This window comes from Corynebacterium sp. KPL2850, assembly GCF_040225855.1.
In the GTDB taxonomy this organism is placed as follows: Bacteria; Actinomycetota; Actinomycetes; order Mycobacteriales; family Mycobacteriaceae; genus Corynebacterium.
This window is the reverse complement of the sequence record NZ_JBEHFV010000021.1, coordinates 27,869-47,223: the sequence shown is the minus strand read 5'-3', so window position 1 is coordinate 47,223 and position 19,355 is coordinate 27,869. Positions and strand designations below refer to the sequence as shown.

At 57.7% G+C, this 19,355-nt stretch carries 16 protein-coding genes, 1 tRNA gene and 1 pseudogene; 13 read left to right on the top strand and 5 right to left on the bottom strand.

What is annotated here, in order from left to right; all coding sequences use genetic code 11:
• The 3 genes and pseudogenes from ABRP93_RS08170 to ABRP93_RS08160 all read left to right on the top strand — a co-directional run.
• Window positions 1-570, top strand: a 570-nt coding sequence (locus ABRP93_RS08170) for an IS3 family transposase (RefSeq protein ID WP_349887594.1), incomplete at its 5' end; no start/stop codon positions are given.
• Between the two features lie 273 nt (window positions 571-843).
• Window positions 844-1,222: pseudogene (locus tag ABRP93_RS08165) on the top strand (transposase).
• A gap of 125 nt (window positions 1,223-1,347) precedes the next feature.
• On the top strand, window positions 1,348-1,791 hold the full coding sequence (locus ABRP93_RS08160) for a DDE-type integrase/transposase/recombinase (protein WP_349867263.1): 444 nt from the start codon (window positions 1,348-1,350) through the stop codon (window positions 1,789-1,791).
• A gap of 146 nt (window positions 1,792-1,937) precedes the next feature.
• Here ABRP93_RS08160 and ABRP93_RS08155 read toward each other — a convergent pair.
• Window positions 1,938-2,011 (bottom strand) — tRNA-Leu (locus tag ABRP93_RS08155).
• Between the two features lie 144 nt (window positions 2,012-2,155).
• Here ABRP93_RS08155 and polA point away from each other — a divergent pair.
• From polA to ABRP93_RS08140, 3 genes are read left to right on the top strand one after another with little or no spacing between them, the layout of a single operon-like run.
• Window positions 2,156-4,804 carry a DNA polymerase I gene (gene polA / locus ABRP93_RS08150; protein ID WP_349867265.1) on the top strand — a complete coding sequence of 883 codons (2,649 nt, stop codon included), beginning with the start codon at window positions 2,156-2,158 and terminating at the stop codon, window positions 4,802-4,804.
• A 4-nt stretch (window positions 4,805-4,808) separates the two neighbouring features.
• Complete coding sequence (locus ABRP93_RS08145; RefSeq protein WP_349867266.1) at window positions 4,809-5,747, top strand: DNA glycosylase AlkZ-like family protein; 939 nt, start codon at window positions 4,809-4,811, stop codon at window positions 5,745-5,747.
• Window positions 5,748-5,785: 38 nt separating this feature from the next.
• Entirely contained in the window at window positions 5,786-6,157 is a 372-nt protein-coding gene (locus ABRP93_RS08140) for a hypothetical protein (protein WP_005280309.1), read from the top strand.
• On the opposite strand, the gene ABRP93_RS08135 is transcribed toward ABRP93_RS08140, so the two are convergent.
• Together ABRP93_RS08135 and ABRP93_RS08130 are read right to left on the bottom strand one after the other, a co-directional pair.
• Window positions 6,121-6,588 carry an RDD family protein gene (locus tag ABRP93_RS08135; protein WP_237792053.1) on the bottom strand — a complete coding sequence of 156 codons (468 nt, stop codon included), beginning with the start codon at window positions 6,586-6,588 and terminating at the stop codon, window positions 6,121-6,123. The genes ABRP93_RS08140 and ABRP93_RS08135 overlap by 37 nt on opposite strands.
• Before the next feature lie 10 nt (window positions 6,589-6,598).
• Complete coding sequence (locus ABRP93_RS08130; RefSeq protein ID WP_349867268.1) at window positions 6,599-7,330, bottom strand: class I SAM-dependent methyltransferase; 732 nt, start codon at window positions 7,328-7,330, stop codon at window positions 6,599-6,601.
• A gap of 249 nt (window positions 7,331-7,579) precedes the next feature.
• Between ABRP93_RS08130 and rpsA the strand changes: the two genes are divergently transcribed.
• From rpsA to ABRP93_RS08095, 7 genes are all read left to right on the top strand, one after another.
• Window positions 7,580-9,043: a 30S ribosomal protein S1 gene (gene rpsA, locus ABRP93_RS08125; protein WP_239269876.1), complete on the top strand. Its 1,464-nt coding sequence runs from the start codon at window positions 7,580-7,582 to the stop codon at window positions 9,041-9,043.
• Window positions 9,044-9,356: 313 nt separating this feature from the next.
• Window positions 9,357-11,405 (top strand): glucose PTS transporter subunit IIA, encoded by a 2,049-nt coding sequence (locus ABRP93_RS08120; protein WP_296088574.1) that lies wholly within the window; start codon window positions 9,357-9,359, stop codon window positions 11,403-11,405.
• A gap of 73 nt (window positions 11,406-11,478) precedes the next feature.
• Window positions 11,479-12,081 (top strand): dephospho-CoA kinase, encoded by a 603-nt coding sequence (gene coaE, locus ABRP93_RS08115; RefSeq protein WP_284851541.1) that lies wholly within the window; start codon window positions 11,479-11,481, stop codon window positions 12,079-12,081.
• Between the two features lie 75 nt (window positions 12,082-12,156).
• On the top strand, window positions 12,157-12,519 hold the full coding sequence (locus ABRP93_RS08110; protein WP_349887592.1) for a DUF4259 domain-containing protein: 363 nt from the start codon (window positions 12,157-12,159) through the stop codon (window positions 12,517-12,519).
• Window positions 12,520-12,558: 39 nt separating this feature from the next.
• Window positions 12,559-14,652, top strand: a complete 2,094-nt coding sequence (gene uvrB / locus ABRP93_RS08105; protein WP_349887591.1) for an excinuclease ABC subunit UvrB — start codon at window positions 12,559-12,561, stop codon at window positions 14,650-14,652.
• A gap of 149 nt (window positions 14,653-14,801) precedes the next feature.
• Window positions 14,802-15,254, top strand: coding sequence for a universal stress protein (locus tag ABRP93_RS08100; protein ID WP_005280318.1), 453 nt, complete (start codon window positions 14,802-14,804; stop codon window positions 15,252-15,254).
• A gap of 83 nt (window positions 15,255-15,337) precedes the next feature.
• Window positions 15,338-15,778, top strand: a complete 441-nt coding sequence (locus tag ABRP93_RS08095) for a universal stress protein (protein WP_005282685.1) — start codon at window positions 15,338-15,340, stop codon at window positions 15,776-15,778.
• A gap of 89 nt (window positions 15,779-15,867) precedes the next feature.
• Here the strand turns inward: ABRP93_RS08095 and ABRP93_RS08090 are convergent, their stop codons facing one another.
• Together ABRP93_RS08090 and ABRP93_RS08085 are read right to left on the bottom strand one after the other, a co-directional pair.
• Entirely contained in the window at window positions 15,868-18,126 is a 2,259-nt protein-coding gene (locus ABRP93_RS08090) for a HelD family protein (protein ID WP_502879654.1), read from the bottom strand.
• A gap of 141 nt (window positions 18,127-18,267) precedes the next feature.
• Window positions 18,268-19,284 (bottom strand): DoxX family protein, encoded by a 1,017-nt coding sequence (locus ABRP93_RS08085; RefSeq protein WP_349853196.1) that lies wholly within the window; start codon window positions 19,282-19,284, stop codon window positions 18,268-18,270.
• Window positions 19,285-19,355 lie beyond the last annotated feature (71 nt).

Below are 19,355 nucleotides of genomic sequence, written 5' to 3'. Positions count from 1 at the left end.
CGTCATAAGCCTGGTCACCGCGTCATGCCAGATCTAGTAGGCCGCAAGTTCACAGCTAAAGAGCCAAACCGCGTTTATGTCGGCGACATTACCTACCTGCCGTGTAAGGGTGGCAAGAACATGTACCTTGCCACGGTCATCGACGTCTACTCTCGCAAACTTGTCGGTCATGCACTCGCGGATCACATGCGGGTATCGCTGGTTATCGAAGCTTTGTCTCATGCCAGAAAAGTCCGCGGAAGCCTTAACGGGGCAATTTTCCATTCCGATCACGGCAGTGTGTATACCTCACAGGTATTTAGGGACCACTGCGCCCAACTTGGTGTACGCCAGTCCATGGGAGCGGTAGGTACGAGTGCTGATAACGCCCTGGCAGAATCGTTTAACGCCACCTTAAAGCGTGAAGTCTTGCGTGATCGGAAAGTCTTTGACAACTCAATTACCTGCCGCCAAGAGGTCTTCCGGTGGTGCATACGCTATAACACGCGCAGGCGGCACTCCTGGTGCAATCTTGTAGCTCCTGATGTCTTTGAAACCGAGACTTCGGCTATACTGACCAAAGCAGCATAGCTAGCCCCCGATGTGTCCACTTTCCGGGGGTCGGGCCCCCTCTAGATTGAAGTCTAGAGGGACTAACTGTAACCGCAGAAGAACCTATTTCCACTTAAGTTTCTGCGTATTTTGGAACTGCTAAGGACTCTCTAACGCTTTCCATTCGTTCCAGAGCCATTGCCAGAGTAACCATTAAACTGGACAGAATACCGCGACCATGCTCACGCCGAGGCTAAGCTAGAGCAAGCTGATGTACCAAGTAGACGCATCGACGACGTGTTGCCAAATGAAATGTCCCAGGTTTTGTTCCGTTTGAGTAGATGGGAAAATCTGGAACATGCCAAGAAAATTTGACCAAGATGCAAAGGACCGCGTGGTCCGTCTCGTGGAAGACCGCATCTTGGCGGAAAACATGTCAATGCACCCCGCGTGCCAGGCAGTAGCTCCAAAGCTCGGGGTTTCATGGCACACAGCTCGTCAATGGACCCAACAGGCTCGCCGTGCAGGAAGCACCCCAGAACCAGTGCCTGAAGATTTGGCCGCCGAAAATGCCAGGCTACGCCGTAAAAATCAAGAGCTACGCGACACTAATGAGTTGCTGAAGGCTGCGTCAGCTTTTTCGCGTCGGAGCCAGGCCCCAAACGTCGGAAATGATCCGGTTAATCGATAAATACCGGAATCATTTCTCTGTCGAGTTCATCTGCAAGACGTTGAAAAATAACCGGGCTGGTGGGTTCATCACCTCGCGTGGTTATCGCCAGTCCAAAGCCCGTGGGCTAAGCGCTCGTCGCCTTCGTGACGGTTGTTCTAGTTGAACGCATTAGTGCTGTTCATCGGGATAATTACGGTGTCTACGGCGTGCGGAAAATGTGGCACGCGCTTCACCGTGACGGAATAGATATCGGCCGTGAGCAAACCGCCCGGCTGATGCGCCTGGCCGGTGTTTCTGGCACAGGCAAAGGCGGATCACCAATCACAACCCGTAAGCCTAACGTGCCGGGTCTGCGCCCAGATTTGGTCGAGCGTGAGTTCAAAGCCCAAGGCCCGAATAAGCTGTGGGTGGCCGACATTACCTACGTGCGCACGAAGAAAGGCTTTGTGTACACCGCGTTTGTCACTGACGTTTACTCCCGACGGATAGTTGGATGGGCATTATCGGACTCGATGCGCACCGAGGCATTACCGCTGCAAGCACTCAACCAAGCGATTGTGAAGTGTCCCAGGATCTGTTCCGTTTAAGTAGAAGAGAAAACCTTGGAAACCTCACCGCGCCAACATTAAATGTTGTCTAGTTCGCGAACCCCACAACTCAACAAATTCGGATATGCGGGCAAAACCCCGCTTCCTCCGTGGATTTTTATCCGAAAGGAAGCGGGGTTGCAATGTGCCCCTGGTGAGACTCGAACTCACACTGGACGGGTTTTGAATCCGTTGCCTCTGCCAATTGGGCTACAGGGGCAATCAAAAGCGAGCGCCTTTGACTGTTGGAAATACTAGCGCAGGGGTTGGCGCAATTCCTAATTGGGGTCCCCTCCCCGTAAAAAGCCCTGCTCAATGCGGTGAAGTTGGGTGGGGTATCGCCGTGTCCACGGTGTTGCCTAGTATGGGGCAGGTGACTTCCAATAAGACCCGCCTTTTGCTCATTGACGGCCATTCGATGGCATTTCGTGCCTTTTATGCCCTGCCGGTGGAAAACTTTTCTACCTCCGGCGGCCAGCACACCAATGCCGTGTATGGCTTTTTATCCATGCTGTCCAATATCGTCTCTGAGGAAAAGCCGGATGCTATCGCGGTTGCCTTTGACGTCGGCCGGAAGACTTTCCGCACGGAGATGTTCCCGGAGTATAAGGCGCAGCGCGAGGCCGCGCCGGAAGAATTTAAGGGCCAAGTAGATATTATCCGCGATACCTTAGAGACCTTGGGTATTACGACGCTCTCGCGTGAAAACTACGAGGCCGACGATATTTTGGCCACCCTTGCCACTCAGGCGCAGGACTACGAGACGCTGATTGTCACCGGTGACCGGGATTATCTGCAGCTGGTTACGGATTCGACCACGGTGCTCTATCCCATGAAGGGAGTATCCACGCTGCACCGGTTTACCCCGGAGGCCGTCGAGGATAAATACGGGCTTACCCCCGTGCAGTATCCCGACTTTGCTGCTCTGCGCGGCGACCCTTCCGATAACCTCCCCGGCATTCCCAAGGTGGGAGAAAAGACCGCCACCAAGTGGATAGTCAAGTACGGAGACTTGGCTACATTGGTAGACCACGCCGAAGAAATCAATGGCGTGGTGGGAAATAACTTCCGCGAACGCATCGAGCAGGTGCAGATGAACCGGAAGCTTACCCAGATGATTACAGATATGGACTTAGACGTCGGTCCAGATGATCTGGCATTCAGGGAAGCCAAGGTTGCCGATGTTGCTGCGAAGTTCGATGAGCTAGAGTTTGGCACCAACCTGCGCGATCGTGTCTTAGCGGCCATTCCCAACGATGGCGCTGAGGCCGCTGAGCAAGTTGCGGATTCCCCAGATGTCGAGCTCACCATCGATGACGCCTCCCTGAGCGAATGGTTACCTAACCGCGAGCACGTAGCCGTGTATGTGCAAGGTGAGGGTACCCCGGGCCAAAGCGATGCCTCTGCCATCGCGTTTGTGGACCGCAACCATCATGGCCTGCAGGTGGAACTCGGGGAGCTTTCCGCCGATGAGGAAAAGGCCTTGGTCCAGTGGCTAGAATCGTCGGCCCCTAAGTATTTCCACGCCGCAAAGGCCGCGTTCCACATGCTGGCAGGGCGCGGCATTGAGCTCAACGGGCTTGCGCACGATACGGCCTTGGCGGCGTATATCCTGCGCCCAGGCCAGCGCACCTACGAGCTTTCCGATGTCTACCAGCGCCACCTTCAAAAGTCCCTCGGCGCCGCCACGGAGCAGATGTCGTTGCTCGATAGTTCCTCCCTGGTAGAACAGGCGGCGGCAATCATGGAGCTGGCGGAAAAACTCACCGCGGAGCTGCAGGACATCGACTCGTTCGAGTTGTACACCGACCTGGAACTGCCGCTGGTGACCATCCTGGCACGCATGGAGGCTACGGGCATTGCGGTCGATGTAGACATTTTGGAAACCCAAAAGGATGCCTTTGTGGAGCAGGTGGCGGAGCAAGAACGTTCCGCGCGGGAACTTGCTAGCGATGACAAGCTCAACCTAAATTCTCCTAAGCAGCTGCAAAAGGTGCTCTTTGAGACCTTCGATATGCCCAAGACGAAAAAGACGAAAACGGGCTATTCCACGGCCGCGAAGGAAATCGAGCAGCTGGCTATCAAGCACCCGCACCCGTTCTTGGACCACCTCTTGGCCCACCGCGAGTACCAGAAGATGAAGACCACGCTCGAGGGCCTTATCAAGACCGTCCAGCCGGATGGGCGCATTCACACCACCTTTAACCAGACGGTGACCTCGACGGGGCGTTTGTCCTCGACGGAGCCCAATCTCCAAAACATCCCGGTGCGCACGGAGGCCGGCCGCCAGATTCGCTCGGCGTTTATCGTAGGCGAGGGATTTGAGCAGCTAATGACCGCGGACTACTCGCAGATTGAAATGCGCGTGATGGCGCACCTGTCTGCCGATCCCGGGCTGATTGAGGCCTACAAGGCCGGCGAGGACCTGCACAATTTCGTTGGTTCTAGGGTCTTCGATGTACCCGTGGACCAGGTGACCCCTGAGCTGCGCCGCCGGGTAAAGGCCATGTCTTATGGCTTGGTCTACGGTCTGTCCGCGTTTGGACTTTCGCAGCAGCTGGGAATCCCGGCGGGCGAAGCCAAGTCCATCATGGAAAGCTACTTCGAGCGCTTTGGCGGCGTGAAGAAGTACCTGGATGATGTCGTGGAGCAAGCCCGCAAGGATGGTTATACGGCCACGCTCTTTGGCCGCCGCCGTTACCTGCCAGAGCTCAACTCCGATAACCGGCTGGCCCGTGAAAACGCGGAGCGCGCTGCGCTCAACGCCCCGATCCAGGGAACGGCCGCGGATATCATCAAGGTCGCGATGATTCGCGTGGACCGTGCGTTGCGAGACATGAAATCTCGTGTTTTGCTCCAGGTACACGATGAATTGGTGGTGGAAGTCGCCCCCGGCGAGGCCGATCAAGTCCGCGAGATTCTTGAGCGCGAGATGGATTCTGCCATCGAGCTGAACGTGCCACTCGAAGTCTCTGCCGGCGCCGGCACGGATTGGGACGCCGCGGCCCACTAGTTCGATGATGACGCTTAACCGGCGCGAACGCGCCCGCATGCGCTTGGCCGCCCAGGGGCTCACGGCCCAACGCTGGCACACCGCTGCAGAGGCGGTTCGCGCCTTTGGCGTTACGCAAGGCCAGGACCTGCATTCGGTGCGCCGGTCCTTGGCGCTGCGCGCAACGGATGAATCGGATAAGTCCGAGATCGTGCGCGGCTATGCGATGCGCAATACGCTGTTCGCCGCCTCCGTCAAGGATATGGGCTGGATAACCGAGCTATGTGCGAAGCCTCGAAAAGGCGATGCAGCGGTACGGGAAGCCGTGCTGCAGCTTATCGATGCCCCATTAACGCGCGCAGAATTGAAAGCACGCGCCGCCCGGGCCTTGCCCGAGCTACCTTTCTGGCACGTGGTACGCATCGCCATGGAAAGCGGGCATGCGTGTTATGCAGGCGAAGAGCAGCTCATTACTCCGGTGGAGTTAGACGGCCTGGAGGCCCTCTTTAACGGCGACTCGGTGGCCGCCACGACGGAATTGATGACGCGCTATTTTCGCACCCATGGTCCGGCGACGCTGCAAGACTTTGCGTGGTGGTCCAAGCTGCCCCAAAAGCTCATTCGTCCCGCAGCGGAGAATTTGCCGGATGACCTCATCCGGATAGGTAGGGAAGGCGAGGAGCTGGTCTCTACAGAGGTGCTGGAGCTGCCAGAGGTGAGAAGGAAGAAATCGGTGCTGCTATTGGGCGCCTTTGATGAATACATTTTGGGGTACCAAGATCGACTTTTTGCCATGTCAGCGGATATGCACCACGCGGTCGTTCCCGGGAACCAGGGCATTTTCCGCCGCGCCATCGTTATTGACGGCCAAGTGCGCGGCATGTGGAATAAGCAGGGGATTGAGGACTGGGGTATTCCCGCCTACGCGTCACGCCGCGTGGAACGGCAGTGGAAAGACTGCTGAGAAGTGCGTGAAGCAGATGAGGATTTTAAAGTAGTTTCATGGAGTTTCTCGGAAAACGTATTACCTGGAAGTCCCATCCCTACGTCTTGCGCTTTTTTGAGACTACGTGGGCAGTCATGGTCGCATACCCGGCGGGACAAATTGCTGAGAGCGGCTTAAAAGAAGCAGTAAGCAGCGATAAATCTTACTTCATTTTCTATGCGGTTATAACTTTTGGGTTTTTCCTTTCTGCTGGCAACGCCGCCAGAGAAGGCGAGAACCCGTGGCGCTACCGAATTCAGGCGGCCGGTGTAATGATTGCGGTAACTGTCATTGCCGTGGCCTTCCCGTATTCGTGGGTATTTGCGCTCATTACTATTGCTGCCGTGGTGTACTACCTCTGGCCGCGCATCGCTGTGGAATCCTCCTGAGGTCGCTTTTCCACTAGGCAACCGGCCAAGAGGTCAAAGGGTGTTTGGCCGATGGCTAAAACCGAAAGGCCTAAAATCGCAAGGATAATGCCGTCGATGTTCCAGCCGGTAAGCGTCAGGGGCGTGAGCAGCAGCCACGAATTGCGCAGGCACGCGGTGACAAACGGCGAGCGGGCCGGGATGATTTCGAGCTGCATCGACCATTTGCCCAGGGACGTAAACTTTTTCGTTTCCACCCACACGCGGTAGATATAGAAGACCACGGCGAGAGCGACCGCCTCGTAGATCTCTTCGGGGCGGCCGGATAAGGGGGAACCGGCAAGCGCATTAATCAGCCACCGCACCACGGTGACGATGGCGGCCACGAGAAAGGCGTCGATCCACCAAGCCACGGCGCGGCGCAGGAAAATTCCCAGTCTTTCGGCAATCATGTTGTCCACGTTAGCTGTAGGCGCGGCAGATGAAAATCATGCTGCCAGGGAAAATTTCCCCGCGCTGCCTAGACCACTGACCCCAGGCGGTATCTAAGCCTTCGGGCCATTCCGGTTCGATGATGTCCTCGATGAGGAATGGTCCGCGACCTTGGAGCGCGCGGAACCAACCGCTGATGGTGCGGTGAAACTCGGCGTAGGTGAGCGTCCCAGCGGAATCGTGTTCCAGGTAGGCGCGGTCGAAGTAGCTGATTTCTGCGGTAAGGCTGATGGGATCGTCGGGGAAGATCCAGCGCATTGGGTGGGTCACGGAGAAGACGAACCGCCCGCCTGGGCGCACAACACGGGCAACTTCCGCGAGCGCGGCATCGAGATCAGCAAGGAAGGGGAATGCGCCGAACGCAGAAAACGCCACGTCAAAGGAATCGGTGGCGTAGGGCAGTGCCAGTGCATCGGCTTGGATGAGCGCCAACCCGGGATCTGCGTGGGAGAGCATTCCCCGGGAAATATCGCAGCCGGTGACAAAGCGGGCGCGGGTGCTGAGCCACTGGGTGCAGGCGGCAGAACCGCAGCCGATTTCGAGGACGGCGGCAGAGGAGACATCGCCAAGCAGCTGTGCATCGGCCTCGTGCAGCATCTCTGGGCACCAGTAAAAAGAGGAAAGGTACTCGGGGTGCTCGGCATGGTAGTTGGCCGCATCACCGTCCCAGTGGGATTGATTGGCGTGAGAAGGCGAAGTCACTGGGGTGGGTTACCTTTCTGGTTGGCGTGCAATATTTGCCGTATAAGCTGGACAGATGTAGGCTTTTACAAGCATGTCTATGCCACGGGTTGTTGCAGGCTATTGTAGGAAAGCTTGGGGCAATCACGCGGCGGGATCGAATGTGGCCTCTATCTCCTGTATTTGTGCAGCGCAGATGGGCTTTTAATTCGAGAGACACGCAGTTGTCCACGAACGATTTCCTACATTTATTCGGAGCATTTTTACAATATGCCATCTTCTACTACCCCTCAGGTTGCGATCAACGATATCGGAACCGCAGAGGACTTCCTCGCAGCTGTAGACGCCACCATCAAGTACTTCAACGATGGTGACATTGTCGGGGGTACCGTCGTCAAGGTTGACCACGACGAGGTACTGCTGGACATCGGATACAAGACCGAAGGCGTTATCCCTTCCCGCGAGCTGTCCATCAAGCACGACGTCAACCCCGATGAAGTTGTCGAGGTCGGCGATGAGGTTGACGCGCTTGTCCTGACCAAGGAGGACAAGGAAGGCCGCCTGATCCTGTCCAAGAAGCGCGCACAGTACGAGCGCGCTTGGGGCGCCATCGAGGAGCTGCAGGCCAAGGAAGAGCCGGTTACCGGTACCGTCATCGAGGTTGTCAAGGGCGGCCTCATCTTGGACATCGGCCTGCGCGGCTTCCTGCCTGCTTCCCTCGTTGAGATGCGTCGCGTCCGCGACCTGGAGCCCTACATTGGCCAGGAGCTGGAAGCTAAGATCATCGAGCTGGACAAGCAGCGCAACAACGTTGTCCTGTCCCGCCGTGCATACTTGGAGCAGACCCAGTCCGAGGTCCGTTCCGAGTTCCTGCACCAGCTGCAGAAGGGTCAGGTCCGCAAGGGCGTTGTCTCTTCCATCGTCAACTTCGGCGCCTTCGTCGATCTTGGCGGCGTCGACGGCTTGGTTCACGTGTCCGAGCTGTCCTGGAAGCACATCGACCACCCATCTGAGGTTGTCACCGTTGGTGACGAGGTAACCGTTGAGGTTCTGGACGTTGATCTGGACCGCGAGCGCGTTTCCCTGTCCCTGAAGGCAACCCAGGAAGACCCATGGCGCGTCTTCGCCCGCACCCACGCTGTGGGCCAGATCGTGCCGGGCAAGGTCACCAAGCTGGTTCCGTTCGGTGCGTTCGTTCGCGTCGAGGAAGGAATCGAGGGCCTGGTTCACATCTCCGAGCTGGCTCAGCGCCACGTCGAGGTTCCGGACCAGGTTGTCACCGTTGGCCAGGAAGTTATGGTCAAGGTCATCGACATCGACCTCGAGCGTCGTCGTATTTCCTTGTCCGTCAAGCAGGCTGACGAGGACTACTCCGAAGAGTTCGATCCGTCCAAGTACGGCATGGCTGACTCCTACGACGAGCAGGGCAACTACGTGTTCCCAGAAGGCTTCGACCCGGACACCAACGAGTGGAAGGAAGGCTTCGACGAGCAGCGTCAGGCTTGGGAGGCACGCTACGCAGAGTCCGAGCGCCGCTTCAACCTGCACACCGCTCAGATCGAGCGCAACCGCGCTGCAGCCGCAGAGGCTGCAGAGTCCGCTGAAGCATCCTCCAACTACTCTTCTGACTCCTCCGATGCAGCTCCGGCATCGGAGACTCAGGCAGAGTCCGGCGGATCCTTGGCTTCTGACGAGCAGCTCGCCGCACTGCGAGACAAGCTCGCCGGCAACTAAGACGCCTTTGGAGCTTAGGGTGAGATAGTCCCTAACTCCACGCAGCTGCACTAGCCGCGTCCTTCTCCTTCGGGGAGACAGGACGCGGCTTTGTGAGTTTTATGACAGTATATGCAAACGATTGCCCGGTATTTTTCGTTTGCGGGTTCTTGACCTGCGGCAAAGCAAAGGCGCCTGCAAAAAAGACAACTATCCCCACTTAAGACCACTAAATTGGGCTTTTGTTTGTGTTGCCTCTCACTTATAATCCAAGTGTGACGTAATAGCCAGTTGAGTACTGACTATTGTTTTGTCTTTATGCAAGGAGTTTGAAGTGGCATCTGTGAAGGACACTTCCACACACATCATCGATAGCTTGGGCGGCGCCGATAACATCACGTCGCTGACGCACTGTGCGACGCGCCTGCGTTTTCAACTCGCTGATGTGGGGAAAGTAGATCAGGAAAAGCTGGAAAGCGATACGGCCGTTCTCGGTTCCGTCACGCAGGGTACGCATGGCTACCAAGTAGTCATGGGTGGCGGCGTGGCCAACTACTACGGCGAAATCATCAAGGACCCTGGGGTAAACCCGCCGGATGAGGAGGGCTCCTCATCCAAGAAGAACTACGACGGCGTGCGCGGTAAGTACGACTGGATCGACTACTGCTTCGAGTTCCTCTCTGATACCTTCCGCCCGATTCTGTGGGCGCTGCTTGGTGCCTCCCTCATCATCACGCTGCTGGTGCTGGCGGATACCATTGGCATCCAAGACTTCCGCGCGCCGTTGGAAGAACAGCCCGAGGGCTACCGCTTGGCCCACGCGATGTTCCAGTCGGTCTTCTACTTCTTGCCGGTGATGGTGGGTGCTACCGCCGCGCAGAAGCTGGGTGCGAATATGTGGGTCTCGGCCGCCATCCCGGCCGCTTTGCTCACGCCGGAATTCATGTCCCTGGGTGAACAGGGCGATACCGTCAACGTCTTCGGCCTGCCGCTGGTGATTAACTCTTACGGCTCCCAGGTATTCCCACCGATCTTGGCGGCCATCGGCCTGTTCTGGGTGGAAAAGGGCTTGAAGAAGATCATCCCGAGCGCCGTACACATGGTCTTCGTGCCGTTCTTCTCGCTGCTCATCATGATTCCGGCTACGGCCTTCCTGCTCGGCCCATTCGGCATCGGCGTGGGCAATGGCATCTCTTGGGTACTGTTCCAGATCAATGACTTCTCGCCGTTCATCTTGGCCATTGTCATTCCGCTGCTGTACCCATTCCTGGTGCCCATGGGCCTGCACTGGCCGCTCAACGTGATCATGATTCAAAACATCACCACCTACGGCTACGACTTCATCCAAGGCCCCATGGGTGCGTGGAACTTTGCCTGCTTCGGCGTCACCGGCGCCGTGATGGTCATCTCCATGAAGGAGAAGAACAACTCCATGCGCCAGGTTTCCGTCGGTGCATTCGCGGCCGGCATGCTCGGCGGTATTTCGGAGCCGTCCCTCTACGGCATCTTGCTCCGCTTCCGCCGCACCTACTACCGCCTGCTGCCGGGTTGTGCCATTGGTGGTGCGGTCATGGGGCTTTTCGATGTCCGCGCTAACGCCTTCGTCTTTACCTCCATCTTGACCACCTCAGCCATGACCCCGCCGGTGGGCTACATCATCGGCATCGCCGTGGCATTCTTCACCTCCTTCTCCCTCACGCTGCTGTTTGGCTACCGCACCGCAGAGGAAAAGCAAGCCGATCTTGAGCGCATCGCCCGCGAAAATAACGAGACTGTGGAAGAGGTTGCTAGCCGCTCCGAGTCCCGCATCATCGGCGGATCCGATGATGAGTCCGACGGTTCCGAGAATGCACAGGCTGCAGGGGTTGCTGCTGCCACCGGAATCGCCACCAAGGAAGCAGAACAGGCAATCATCAAGCTGGACTCTCCTCTGGAGGGCGAGGCCGTGGACCTGTCTGAGGTACCGGATCCCATCTTTGCCGGCGCCAAGCTTGGGCCGGGCGCTGCCGTGAAGCCAACCGGCAATACCGTCTACGCGCCTGCCGATGGTACCGTGCTCACCGTCCAAAAGTCCGGCCACGCGATCGGTCTGAACCTGGATAACGGCGTACAGCTGCTCATCCATGTTGGCCTAGACACCGTGGAACTGGGCGGCGAGGGATTTGATGTCCACGTGGAAAAGAAGCAGCGCGTTTCCGCTGGCGATAAGCTCATCAGCTTTGACGCAGACTTCATCAAGTCCAAGGACTACAACCTGATTACCCCGGTCGTTGTTACTAACGCCAAGAAATTTGGTTCCGTGAGCGGCGCTACCGGCGCTGTCACCCCAAGCGATGAACTCTTGCAGGTTCATCCAAAGCCGGAAGAAGAACTCGAGTCCTAAAGGCACTCTTAAATTCCGCAGCAAGGAGCCCAGGCAGTCGTGCCGGGCTCCTTTTCGCGTACCCTGGTGTCTTATGAAGCTAATCGGATTAACCGGGGGAATCGGCAGCGGGAAATCTACGGTAGCGAAGCTGTGCGCCCAGCGCGGCTGGCGGGTGGTGGATGCAGATTGTATTGCCCGGGACATCGTCAAGCCTGGCCAACCGGCCTTGGCCGAGCTAGCGGAGAAATTCGGCGAGGACATCCTGCAGGAAGACGGCAGCCTCGACCGCAAGGAACTTGCCCGCCGCGCGTTCGTGGACAAGGAGCACACCGAGCTTCTCAATTCGATTACCCACCCGCGCATCCAAGAAGAGACCCAGCGGCGATTCGCCGCCGCGCGCGAAGAAGGCGTTGATTTTACGGTCTATGACATGCCGTTGCTGGTTGATAATGGGCTTGACGGGGATATGGATTTTGTCATCGTCGTTGACGTGGATCCAGAAGAGAGGGTGCGTCGCCTCGTGGAGTTCCGCGGACTCGATGAGGCAGACGCGCGCAAAAGGATTAACGCCCAGATTTCTGATGACAAGCGCCTTGCAGCAGCAAGCCATGTCATTGACAATAACGGCACGCAGGAACAATTGGCAGAGCGCGCGGCTGAGGTCTGCGATGAGATCGAAGCGGCGTCTTCTTAACCTTAACCTTTTTGGTAAGTAGCGTTAACGCATTTTCCTATTAACGTTTACTTTTGGCCCCTACACTATTTGAGCGTGGGAACTTGGGGCACTGGACCATTCGATAATCACGCGGCGCGAGACGTACTCGATAGCCTGCGGGATGGTTCTTTTGATCTCCGGCACTTTCAGCGCTCGTGCGGCACTGGAGTGCTCGATTCCGATGAAGCCGAAGCGGTCATCGCGTTAGGGGCGCTGACGAAGCTGCCTGCCGATGGCCTGCCAGACGGCGTAGCCTCGACGGATCTAGCGTCCCTGTACACGCCGCAATCTAAGGCGTGGCTGCGCCGGCGCATCAACCAAGCGATGTGTTCTGAGTCCTCGTCGGTCTACGCGCTTTGGGAACCGACAGGGGAGTTGGACCAGTGGTTGCACACCGCCCAGGCCTCGCTGCCGTGAAATGGCTAGCAGGAGCGTCCAAGCAGTAGAATAGCGGGCATGGCTTTTGCTGCTGAACATCCCCTTATTCCAAACTCTGAACACCGAGTCGTCGGCGAGGTAGAACGCACCCCCGGCAAGTTTCAGGTCGTTTCTGATTATGAACCCGCTGGTGACCAGCCTGCGGCCATCAAGGAACTTGATGAGCGCCTCAACCGCGACGAGCGCGACGTTGTGCTCATGGGTGCAACCGGTACTGGTAAATCCGCGACGGCCGCGTGGCTGATTGAAAAGCAGCAGCGACCCACGCTCGTCATGGCGCCCAATAAAACCTTGGCCGCACAGCTGGCCAATGAGCTGCGCCAATTATTGCCCAATAACGCGGTAGAATACTTCGTCTCCTATTACGATTATTATCAGCCAGAAGCCTATATCGCGCAGACCGATACCTATATCGAAAAAGACTCCTCCATTAATGAGGACGTCGAGCGCCTGCGCCACTCGGCCACCTCTGGACTGCTCTCGCGGCGCGATGTCGTGGTGGTCTCCTCGGTCTCGTGTATCTACGGCTTGGGTACCCCGCAATCCTATTTGGATCGCTCGGTGATTATCGCCGTCGACGAGGAGCTCGACAGGGACCGTTTCCTCCGGCTCTTGGTGGATATCCAATATGAGCGCAACGATGTGGGCTTTACCCGAGGTACCTTCCGCGTCAAGGGCGATACGGTCGATATCATTCCGGCGTACGAGGAACGCGCGGTGCGCATCGAGTTCTTCGGCGATGATATTGATTCGCTGTACTATATCCACCCAGTGACAGGTGATGTTATCGAGCAGGTCGATGAAGTGCGCATTTTCCCCGCCACGCACTACGTGGCCGGCCCAGAGCGCATGGAAAAGGCCGTGGCCGATATCAAGGAAGAGTTGGCTGAGCGCCTCGAGGATCTAGAAAACCGCGGCAAGCTCCTAGAAGCGCAACGGCTGCGCATGCGCACGGAATATGACCTAGAGATGATCGAGCAGGTGGGATTCTGTTCCGGCATTGAGAACTACTCCCGTCACGTGGATGGCCGCCCGGCTGGGTCCGCGCCAGCTACGCTCTTGGATTATTTCCCGGAGGACTTTCTTACCATCATCGATGAGTCCCACGTGACCGTGCCACAGATCGGCGGCATGTACGAAGGCGATATGTCGCGCAAGCGAAACCTGGTGGAGTTTGGCTTCCGCCTTCCCTCCGCGGTGGATAACCGGCCACTGACCTTTGACGAATTTGAAGAGCGCGTTGGTCAAACCGTTTATATGTCCGCTACCCCTGGCGATTTCGAAATGACCTCCTCTGGCGGCGAGTTTGTCGAGCAGGTCATTCGCCCGACTGGCCTGGTCGATCCTAAGGTCACGGTGAAACCGACCAAGGGCCAGATCGATGACCTCATTGATGAGGTCCGCGGCCGCATTGCCTCTAAGGAGCGCGTTCTGGTCACCACCTTGACCAAGCGCATGGCAGAAGACCTGACGGATTACCTCTTGGAGCAGGGGATTAAGGTCCGCTACCTGCACTCGGATATCGATACGCTGCAGCGCGTGGAGTTGCTGCGCCAATTGCGCCAGGGCGAATTCGACGTGCTCGTGGGCATCAACCTCTTGCGCGAGGGCTTGGACTTGCCTGAGGTCTCGCTCGTGGCCATCCTTGATGCGGATAAGGAAGGCTTCTTGCGCTCGACAACATCGCTCATCCAGACCATTGGCCGCGCCGCGCGTAACGTATCGGGCGAGGTCATCATGTATGCGGATAAAATCACCGACTCGATGCAAGAAGCCATCGATGAAACGGAGCGCCGCCGCGAGAAGCAGATTGCCTATAACAAGGAACACGGCGTGGATCCGCAGCCCCTGCGCAAGAAGATCGCCGATATCTTGGATCAGGTCTATGAAAACAATGGGGAAGAGGCGCCGGAGTCGGATCCCTCGGCTGTGGTGGAAAAGCGCGACGTGTCCAGCATGGCCACCGATGAGGTTGAGGCGCTCATCAATGACCTGCAGGCACAGATGGGCGCTGCCGCGCGCGAGTTGAAATTCGAGCTAGCCGGCCGGCTGCGCGATGAGATTGCTGATTTGAAGAAGGAGCTGCGCGGCCTAAAGGAAGCCGGAATTTAACGCCGCTCGCAGTGTCTCAGTAACAGGCTCCCCCTAAAAGTGCGCACTACTGCAACGATCGGCTTATTGGTCCGGCGTCCTGACTATACTGGGGGCGACTAAAAGCCGGTTCAATGTGCCGACCTAGTAATTCACCAGCAAGGAGAATCATGCTTACGTATCACACCATCGCCGTCGGTACCGATGGCTCCGAAACTTCCCTGCGCGCCGTGCGCTCGGCTGCATCCATGGCGCGGGCATACGATGCCAAGCTCATCATCGTCTCCGCAGCCTATAACCATTCTGGCTCCATGCTCGGCGCCCCCAGCGGTGAGGGCTCCAGGCTACCGGTGGTCAGCGAAGAAATGGCCGATACCTACCTCACGAATGCGCAGCGGATTGCCGAGTCCGAAGGTGCGGAAAACATTGAAGTGGTCACCACCCCCGGTGACCCCGTCAACGCCTTAATCGAGGTCACGGAGAAATACGACGTTGAGCTCTTGGTCGTGGGCAATCGCGGCGTTAATTCCGTGCGCGGGCGCGTTTTTGGCTCGGTGCCGACGGAACTTACCCATAAATCCAAGGTGGATGTCGTGGTGGTTAATACGAGTGAAAAACGTTAATCACTTTTCATTGTTAGACTTGCAGTAACGCCAAGTTGGCACACTAGAATAGTTAGGGTACACACCCACAAAGAAAGGTCATCATGAGCGACTACAGCACGATTGTTGTCGGTACTGACGGTTCCAAGTCCTCCCTCCTCGCCGTGGAGCGAGCAGCCAAGATTGCCGCTGCATTCGATGCCACGCTGATCATCGGTTGTGCTTACTACGAGAATCAAGAGCAGGCTTCGAAGACCTTGCGTCAGGATTCCGTCACTATTCTTGGTGATGAGAAAGCCGAAGCCAACCTGCAGGCAGGCAAGGAAGAAGCGGAAAAGCACGGGGTTTCCAAGGTAGAAACCGCCGTCCGCCCTGGCACGCCGGTGCAAGCCCTGATGTCCATTGTCAATGACAATGATGCAGACCTGCTCATCGTTGGTAACCGCGGCATTAATTCCCTGACCGGTCGTCTACTCGGCTCTGTGCCAGCGGATGTGGCGCGTCAGTCCGATTGTGACGTCATGATTGTTCACACCGTTAATTAATCTAGGCCTTCGCCTGACCGGCTTTCGCCTTACCCACCGCAGCGAGTCCTTCACTGGAGCCGCGCGGTGGGTTTTGTGATCCCAGTGGGCTAGAGCACGCCGGACGTATCTCCCACTAGGGTCAGCGTTTGCGTGGCCCGGGTGATGCAGACGTACAGGTTCTGCAGCCCCTGCGGGGAGGCATCGACAATCTCGCGCGGGTTAAGCACGATAACGTGGTCGAACTCGAGGCCCTTGACTGCTTCGGCGTTCGTAGCATCAATGACCGCGGTCAGGCGGCCATCGTCTTCGGTGGTAACGCCGGGGGTGAAGTCGGCATCGGCAAGCCGGCGCACCGGCACGCCGTCGCGAATGGCTATGGCCGGGGTGGCTTCCGGATCGATGGAGGCCAACAGGCCATTGGCAAGCTCGGTAATGGGCTCGGGCGTGCGGTAATTGACGGTAAGGAGGTGGTGGCGGAAGCGCTGGGCGATGAACGGCTCCAAGGCCTCGCCCCAGTCATCCACGCCGGCAGGAGAGCCTGTCTGCGAGGTATCGCCAACCAACGTCATCCACCGGGACGGGCAGCGGCGGAAGAGCATCCGCCATTCCATCGGGGTAAGTTCCTGCGCCTCGTCCACGATGATATGGCCAAACGCCCACGTGTGATCCTCCCGCGCGCGCTGCGCGGTGGTGCGCGTATCCCGTACCTCTTGACGCTGCGCTAGGGTCTCCGCGTCGATGACGTCGTGCGCCGAAAGAATCTCCGCTTCAAACATGTCATCATCGTTATCGGTGGATTCGGAGGAGGATAGGATATCCAGCGCATCTTCTGCATCCGCGATCTGTTCGCGCCACTCGGCATCCTTGGCTGCCTTCTTCTCCTCAGGATTGGGCAAGCCGATGAGGACGGCCAACTCATCCAAAAGCGCGGCATCGGAATCGGTCCAGGCGTAGCCGTCTGCGCGGTACAAGGCGGCTTGGGTCTCCTCATCGTAGCCACGGGCAGCCGAGGCAATGTGTTCGCGGGAAGACAATAAAGCGGCGAGTACCTCAGAGGGATCGAGCTCGGGCCAAAAATCATCGATGCATCCCACCACGGACTCATCAACGGCAAGATCATCGTGGAATTGGTCCACATCCGCGCGGCTTAGGAGGTTTTCCCCGCACAGGGGATCCGTGCCCACCTTGGTGGCCATCTCTTGGGCGAGATCCTCCACGAAGTGCTCGATGAATGCCTCGCGCGCCTGATTATGCGGCTTGCGTGAGCGGCGAGCGCGGGTGCGCGCCCTCTTCACCATGGACGGCGTGATGGTCAGGGTCAGGCCATCTACGGTGATGTCCTGGGGCTCACTTGGCACCTGCTGATAATCCTTGACGGCGGCGCTCAGGATTTCCGCCATGGCCGCGCTGCCCTTAATTTCGCGGCCCACAAGCCCCTCGGTATGGGTGGGAGTGATGCCGGGGAATAGCCCACCGATGGTGGAGAGCACGACGCCGGTCTCGCCGAGCTCGGGCAGCACGCGGGAAATATAGTCCAAAAAGTTGGTATTGGGTCCAATGATGAGTACACCGGTGGAAGATAGCTGCTCGCGGTGGGTGTAGAGCAGGTAGGCAACGCGGTGTAGCGCGACGGCAGTTTTACCGGTGCCGGGACCGCCTTCTACGACCATGACGCCGCGGGTATTATCCCGGATGATTTCGTCCTGCTCGCGCTGGATGGTTTCCACGATGGACGTCATGTGTCCCGTGCGGGCGCGTTGCATGGCAAAATACAGGGCGGATTCGCTTGCCACGCCTGCTTCTTCCTCGCGCACACCTGGGCCATCTAAGGCCTCGTCATTGACATCAGTGACCGTGCGCCCGGTCATGCGGATCTGGCGGCGAGTGTGTACGCCTTCAGGTTGTGCGGTAGTGGCGAGGTAAAAGGGGCGAGCCATGGGCGCGCGCCAATCCAGCAGCAGGGTGCGGTAGTTTTCTTCGCGCGCATCCAAACCCATGCGGCCGATATAGCGGCGATCGAGTCCTTCTTCCGTCGGGTTATCGCCGGGGGCATCGATATCGATGCGGCCAAAGACGAGCCCCATCTGTGCGACGTTGAGGCGGTCCAATTTGGCCTGCAAGCCGTGGTATTCCGTTTCGCGGCGCACTAAGGCATCAGCATCGGGAGTCGCCGGGTCGACCTCGGCCTGGACCTCATTTAGGCGCGCGTTTGCCGCGGCTACCTCGTCATCGAGGCGGTCAAAGAGGCCATCGACATAGTTCTGCTCGGCTTCGATGGCAGAAATTCCAGCGTTTTCCGCGCGGCTAGATGAAGTTGCATCAGCGGGAGAATGATTGGCTGGAGAATTCTTCGGTGCAGAGTTCACAAGACTCCTCAGAATGAAACACGAAAATATGGGTGGGCGCGCATCCGCGTGCCGCGTAGGGGAGGTTCGAGTTTAGACCTTGCCGTGACAAAGAACAACGGCCCAGCGTAGGGCTGGGCCGTGTGCGAGGGTTAAGGCGAATTACTTAGCGCGCTTTTCAATCTTCTTGATAGCGGCTTCGATCTTCTTATTAGCCTTCTTCTGCAGCTTATCTGCCTGCTTGGAAGCCTTCTTAGCAGCGCGCTTGGAGTCTGCTTTGTCGAGCTTCGAGGCTGCGTCATCGGCACGCTTTTGTGCCTTGTTCGCAGCCTTGACGGCACCCTTGCGGGCGGTCTTAGTGTTGGACTCAGCGGACTTCAGCCATTCCTGCTTGTTGTCGCCAACGTAAGACTTGGCGCTATCTACGGAGTCCTCGATGAATGACTTCGCATTGTCCAAGAAGCCGCGGCCGGAATCCTGCCAGTCTTCCTTGTTGTCATCGACGTAGTCCTTGGCGTCATCAACATAGGACTTTGCGGTATCCAGCAGGCCGCGACCGGTGGACTGCCAGTCATCCTTGTTGTCATCCACGTAGGCCTGCGCCTTCTGAGAGGTTTCGTTGAACCAGTCGCCGGCCTTGTTGGACAGCTCGTTGGCGCGAGCGGAAAGCTCCTCGCGCTTTTCCTGGGACTCAGACTTGGTGGGCAGCGCCTGCTGAATCTTCTTATTGGTGCGCTCACCGGCCTTCTGTGCGCGCCAGCGCAGGGACGGCTTGCCCTCTGTGTCCTGGGTGGTGATAAAGAGCGCGCCGAGCAGGGCGGTATTGGTAATGAAGCCGTTGCGACGGTCTTCCTTGTCCTTCTTATTATCTGCGGCCCAGAAGTTATTCTTGCCCACCAAGTTGGGCAGGGTAGCGGCAGCCAGCACGGCTGCGGAGGTGCGCGGTGCCTTGCCCAGAGCCAAGGTGGTACCTGCACCGATCTTTGCGCCGCCGAGGGCGCGGGTAGCTAGCTCCGGATCATTGGGAATGAGGTTCTTGTACCCGGAGGGGACGAACTTGCGCAGGGTCTTGAGGAAGCCTTCGGTTTCCTTGGTGTGCTCCGAGGCATTGCGCAGGTCGTCTACACCTTCCCATACAAATACCGATGCCAGCATGGGGCGGGCAAACTTGCGAATCATAGTCCTTTAAGCTCCTTAGCTCGTTGTTCTAGACCAATCGTGTGATTGACCATTATACGCTGAAATAGCCG

What these genes read in the sequence shown, in the direction of transcription:
- polA (WP_349867265.1), top strand. Translation starts at nt 2,156, where the DNA reads ATGGGGCAGGTGACTTCCAATAAGACCCGCCTTTTGCTCATTGACGGC.
- ABRP93_RS08145 (WP_349867266.1), top strand. Translation starts at nt 4,809, where the DNA reads ATGATGACGCTTAACCGGCGCGAACGCGCCCGCATGCGCTTGGCCGCC.
- ABRP93_RS08140 (WP_005280309.1), top strand. Translation starts at nt 5,786, where the DNA reads ATGGAGTTTCTCGGAAAACGTATTACCTGGAAGTCCCATCCCTACGTC.
- ABRP93_RS08135 (WP_237792053.1), bottom strand. Translation starts at nt 6,588, where the DNA reads ATGATTGCCGAAAGACTGGGAATTTTCCTGCGCCGCGCCGTGGCTTGG.
- rpsA (WP_239269876.1), top strand. Translation starts at nt 7,580, where the DNA reads ATGCCATCTTCTACTACCCCTCAGGTTGCGATCAACGATATCGGAACC.
- coaE (WP_284851541.1), top strand. Translation starts at nt 11,479, where the DNA reads ATGAAGCTAATCGGATTAACCGGGGGAATCGGCAGCGGGAAATCTACG.
- uvrB (WP_349887591.1), top strand. Translation starts at nt 12,559, where the DNA reads ATGGCTTTTGCTGCTGAACATCCCCTTATTCCAAACTCTGAACACCGA.
- ABRP93_RS08100 (WP_005280318.1), top strand. Translation starts at nt 14,802, where the DNA reads ATGCTTACGTATCACACCATCGCCGTCGGTACCGATGGCTCCGAAACT.
- ABRP93_RS08095 (WP_005282685.1), top strand. Translation starts at nt 15,338, where the DNA reads ATGAGCGACTACAGCACGATTGTTGTCGGTACTGACGGTTCCAAGTCC.
- ABRP93_RS08085 (WP_349853196.1), bottom strand. Translation starts at nt 19,284, where the DNA reads ATGATTCGCAAGTTTGCCCGCCCCATGCTGGCATCGGTATTTGTATGG.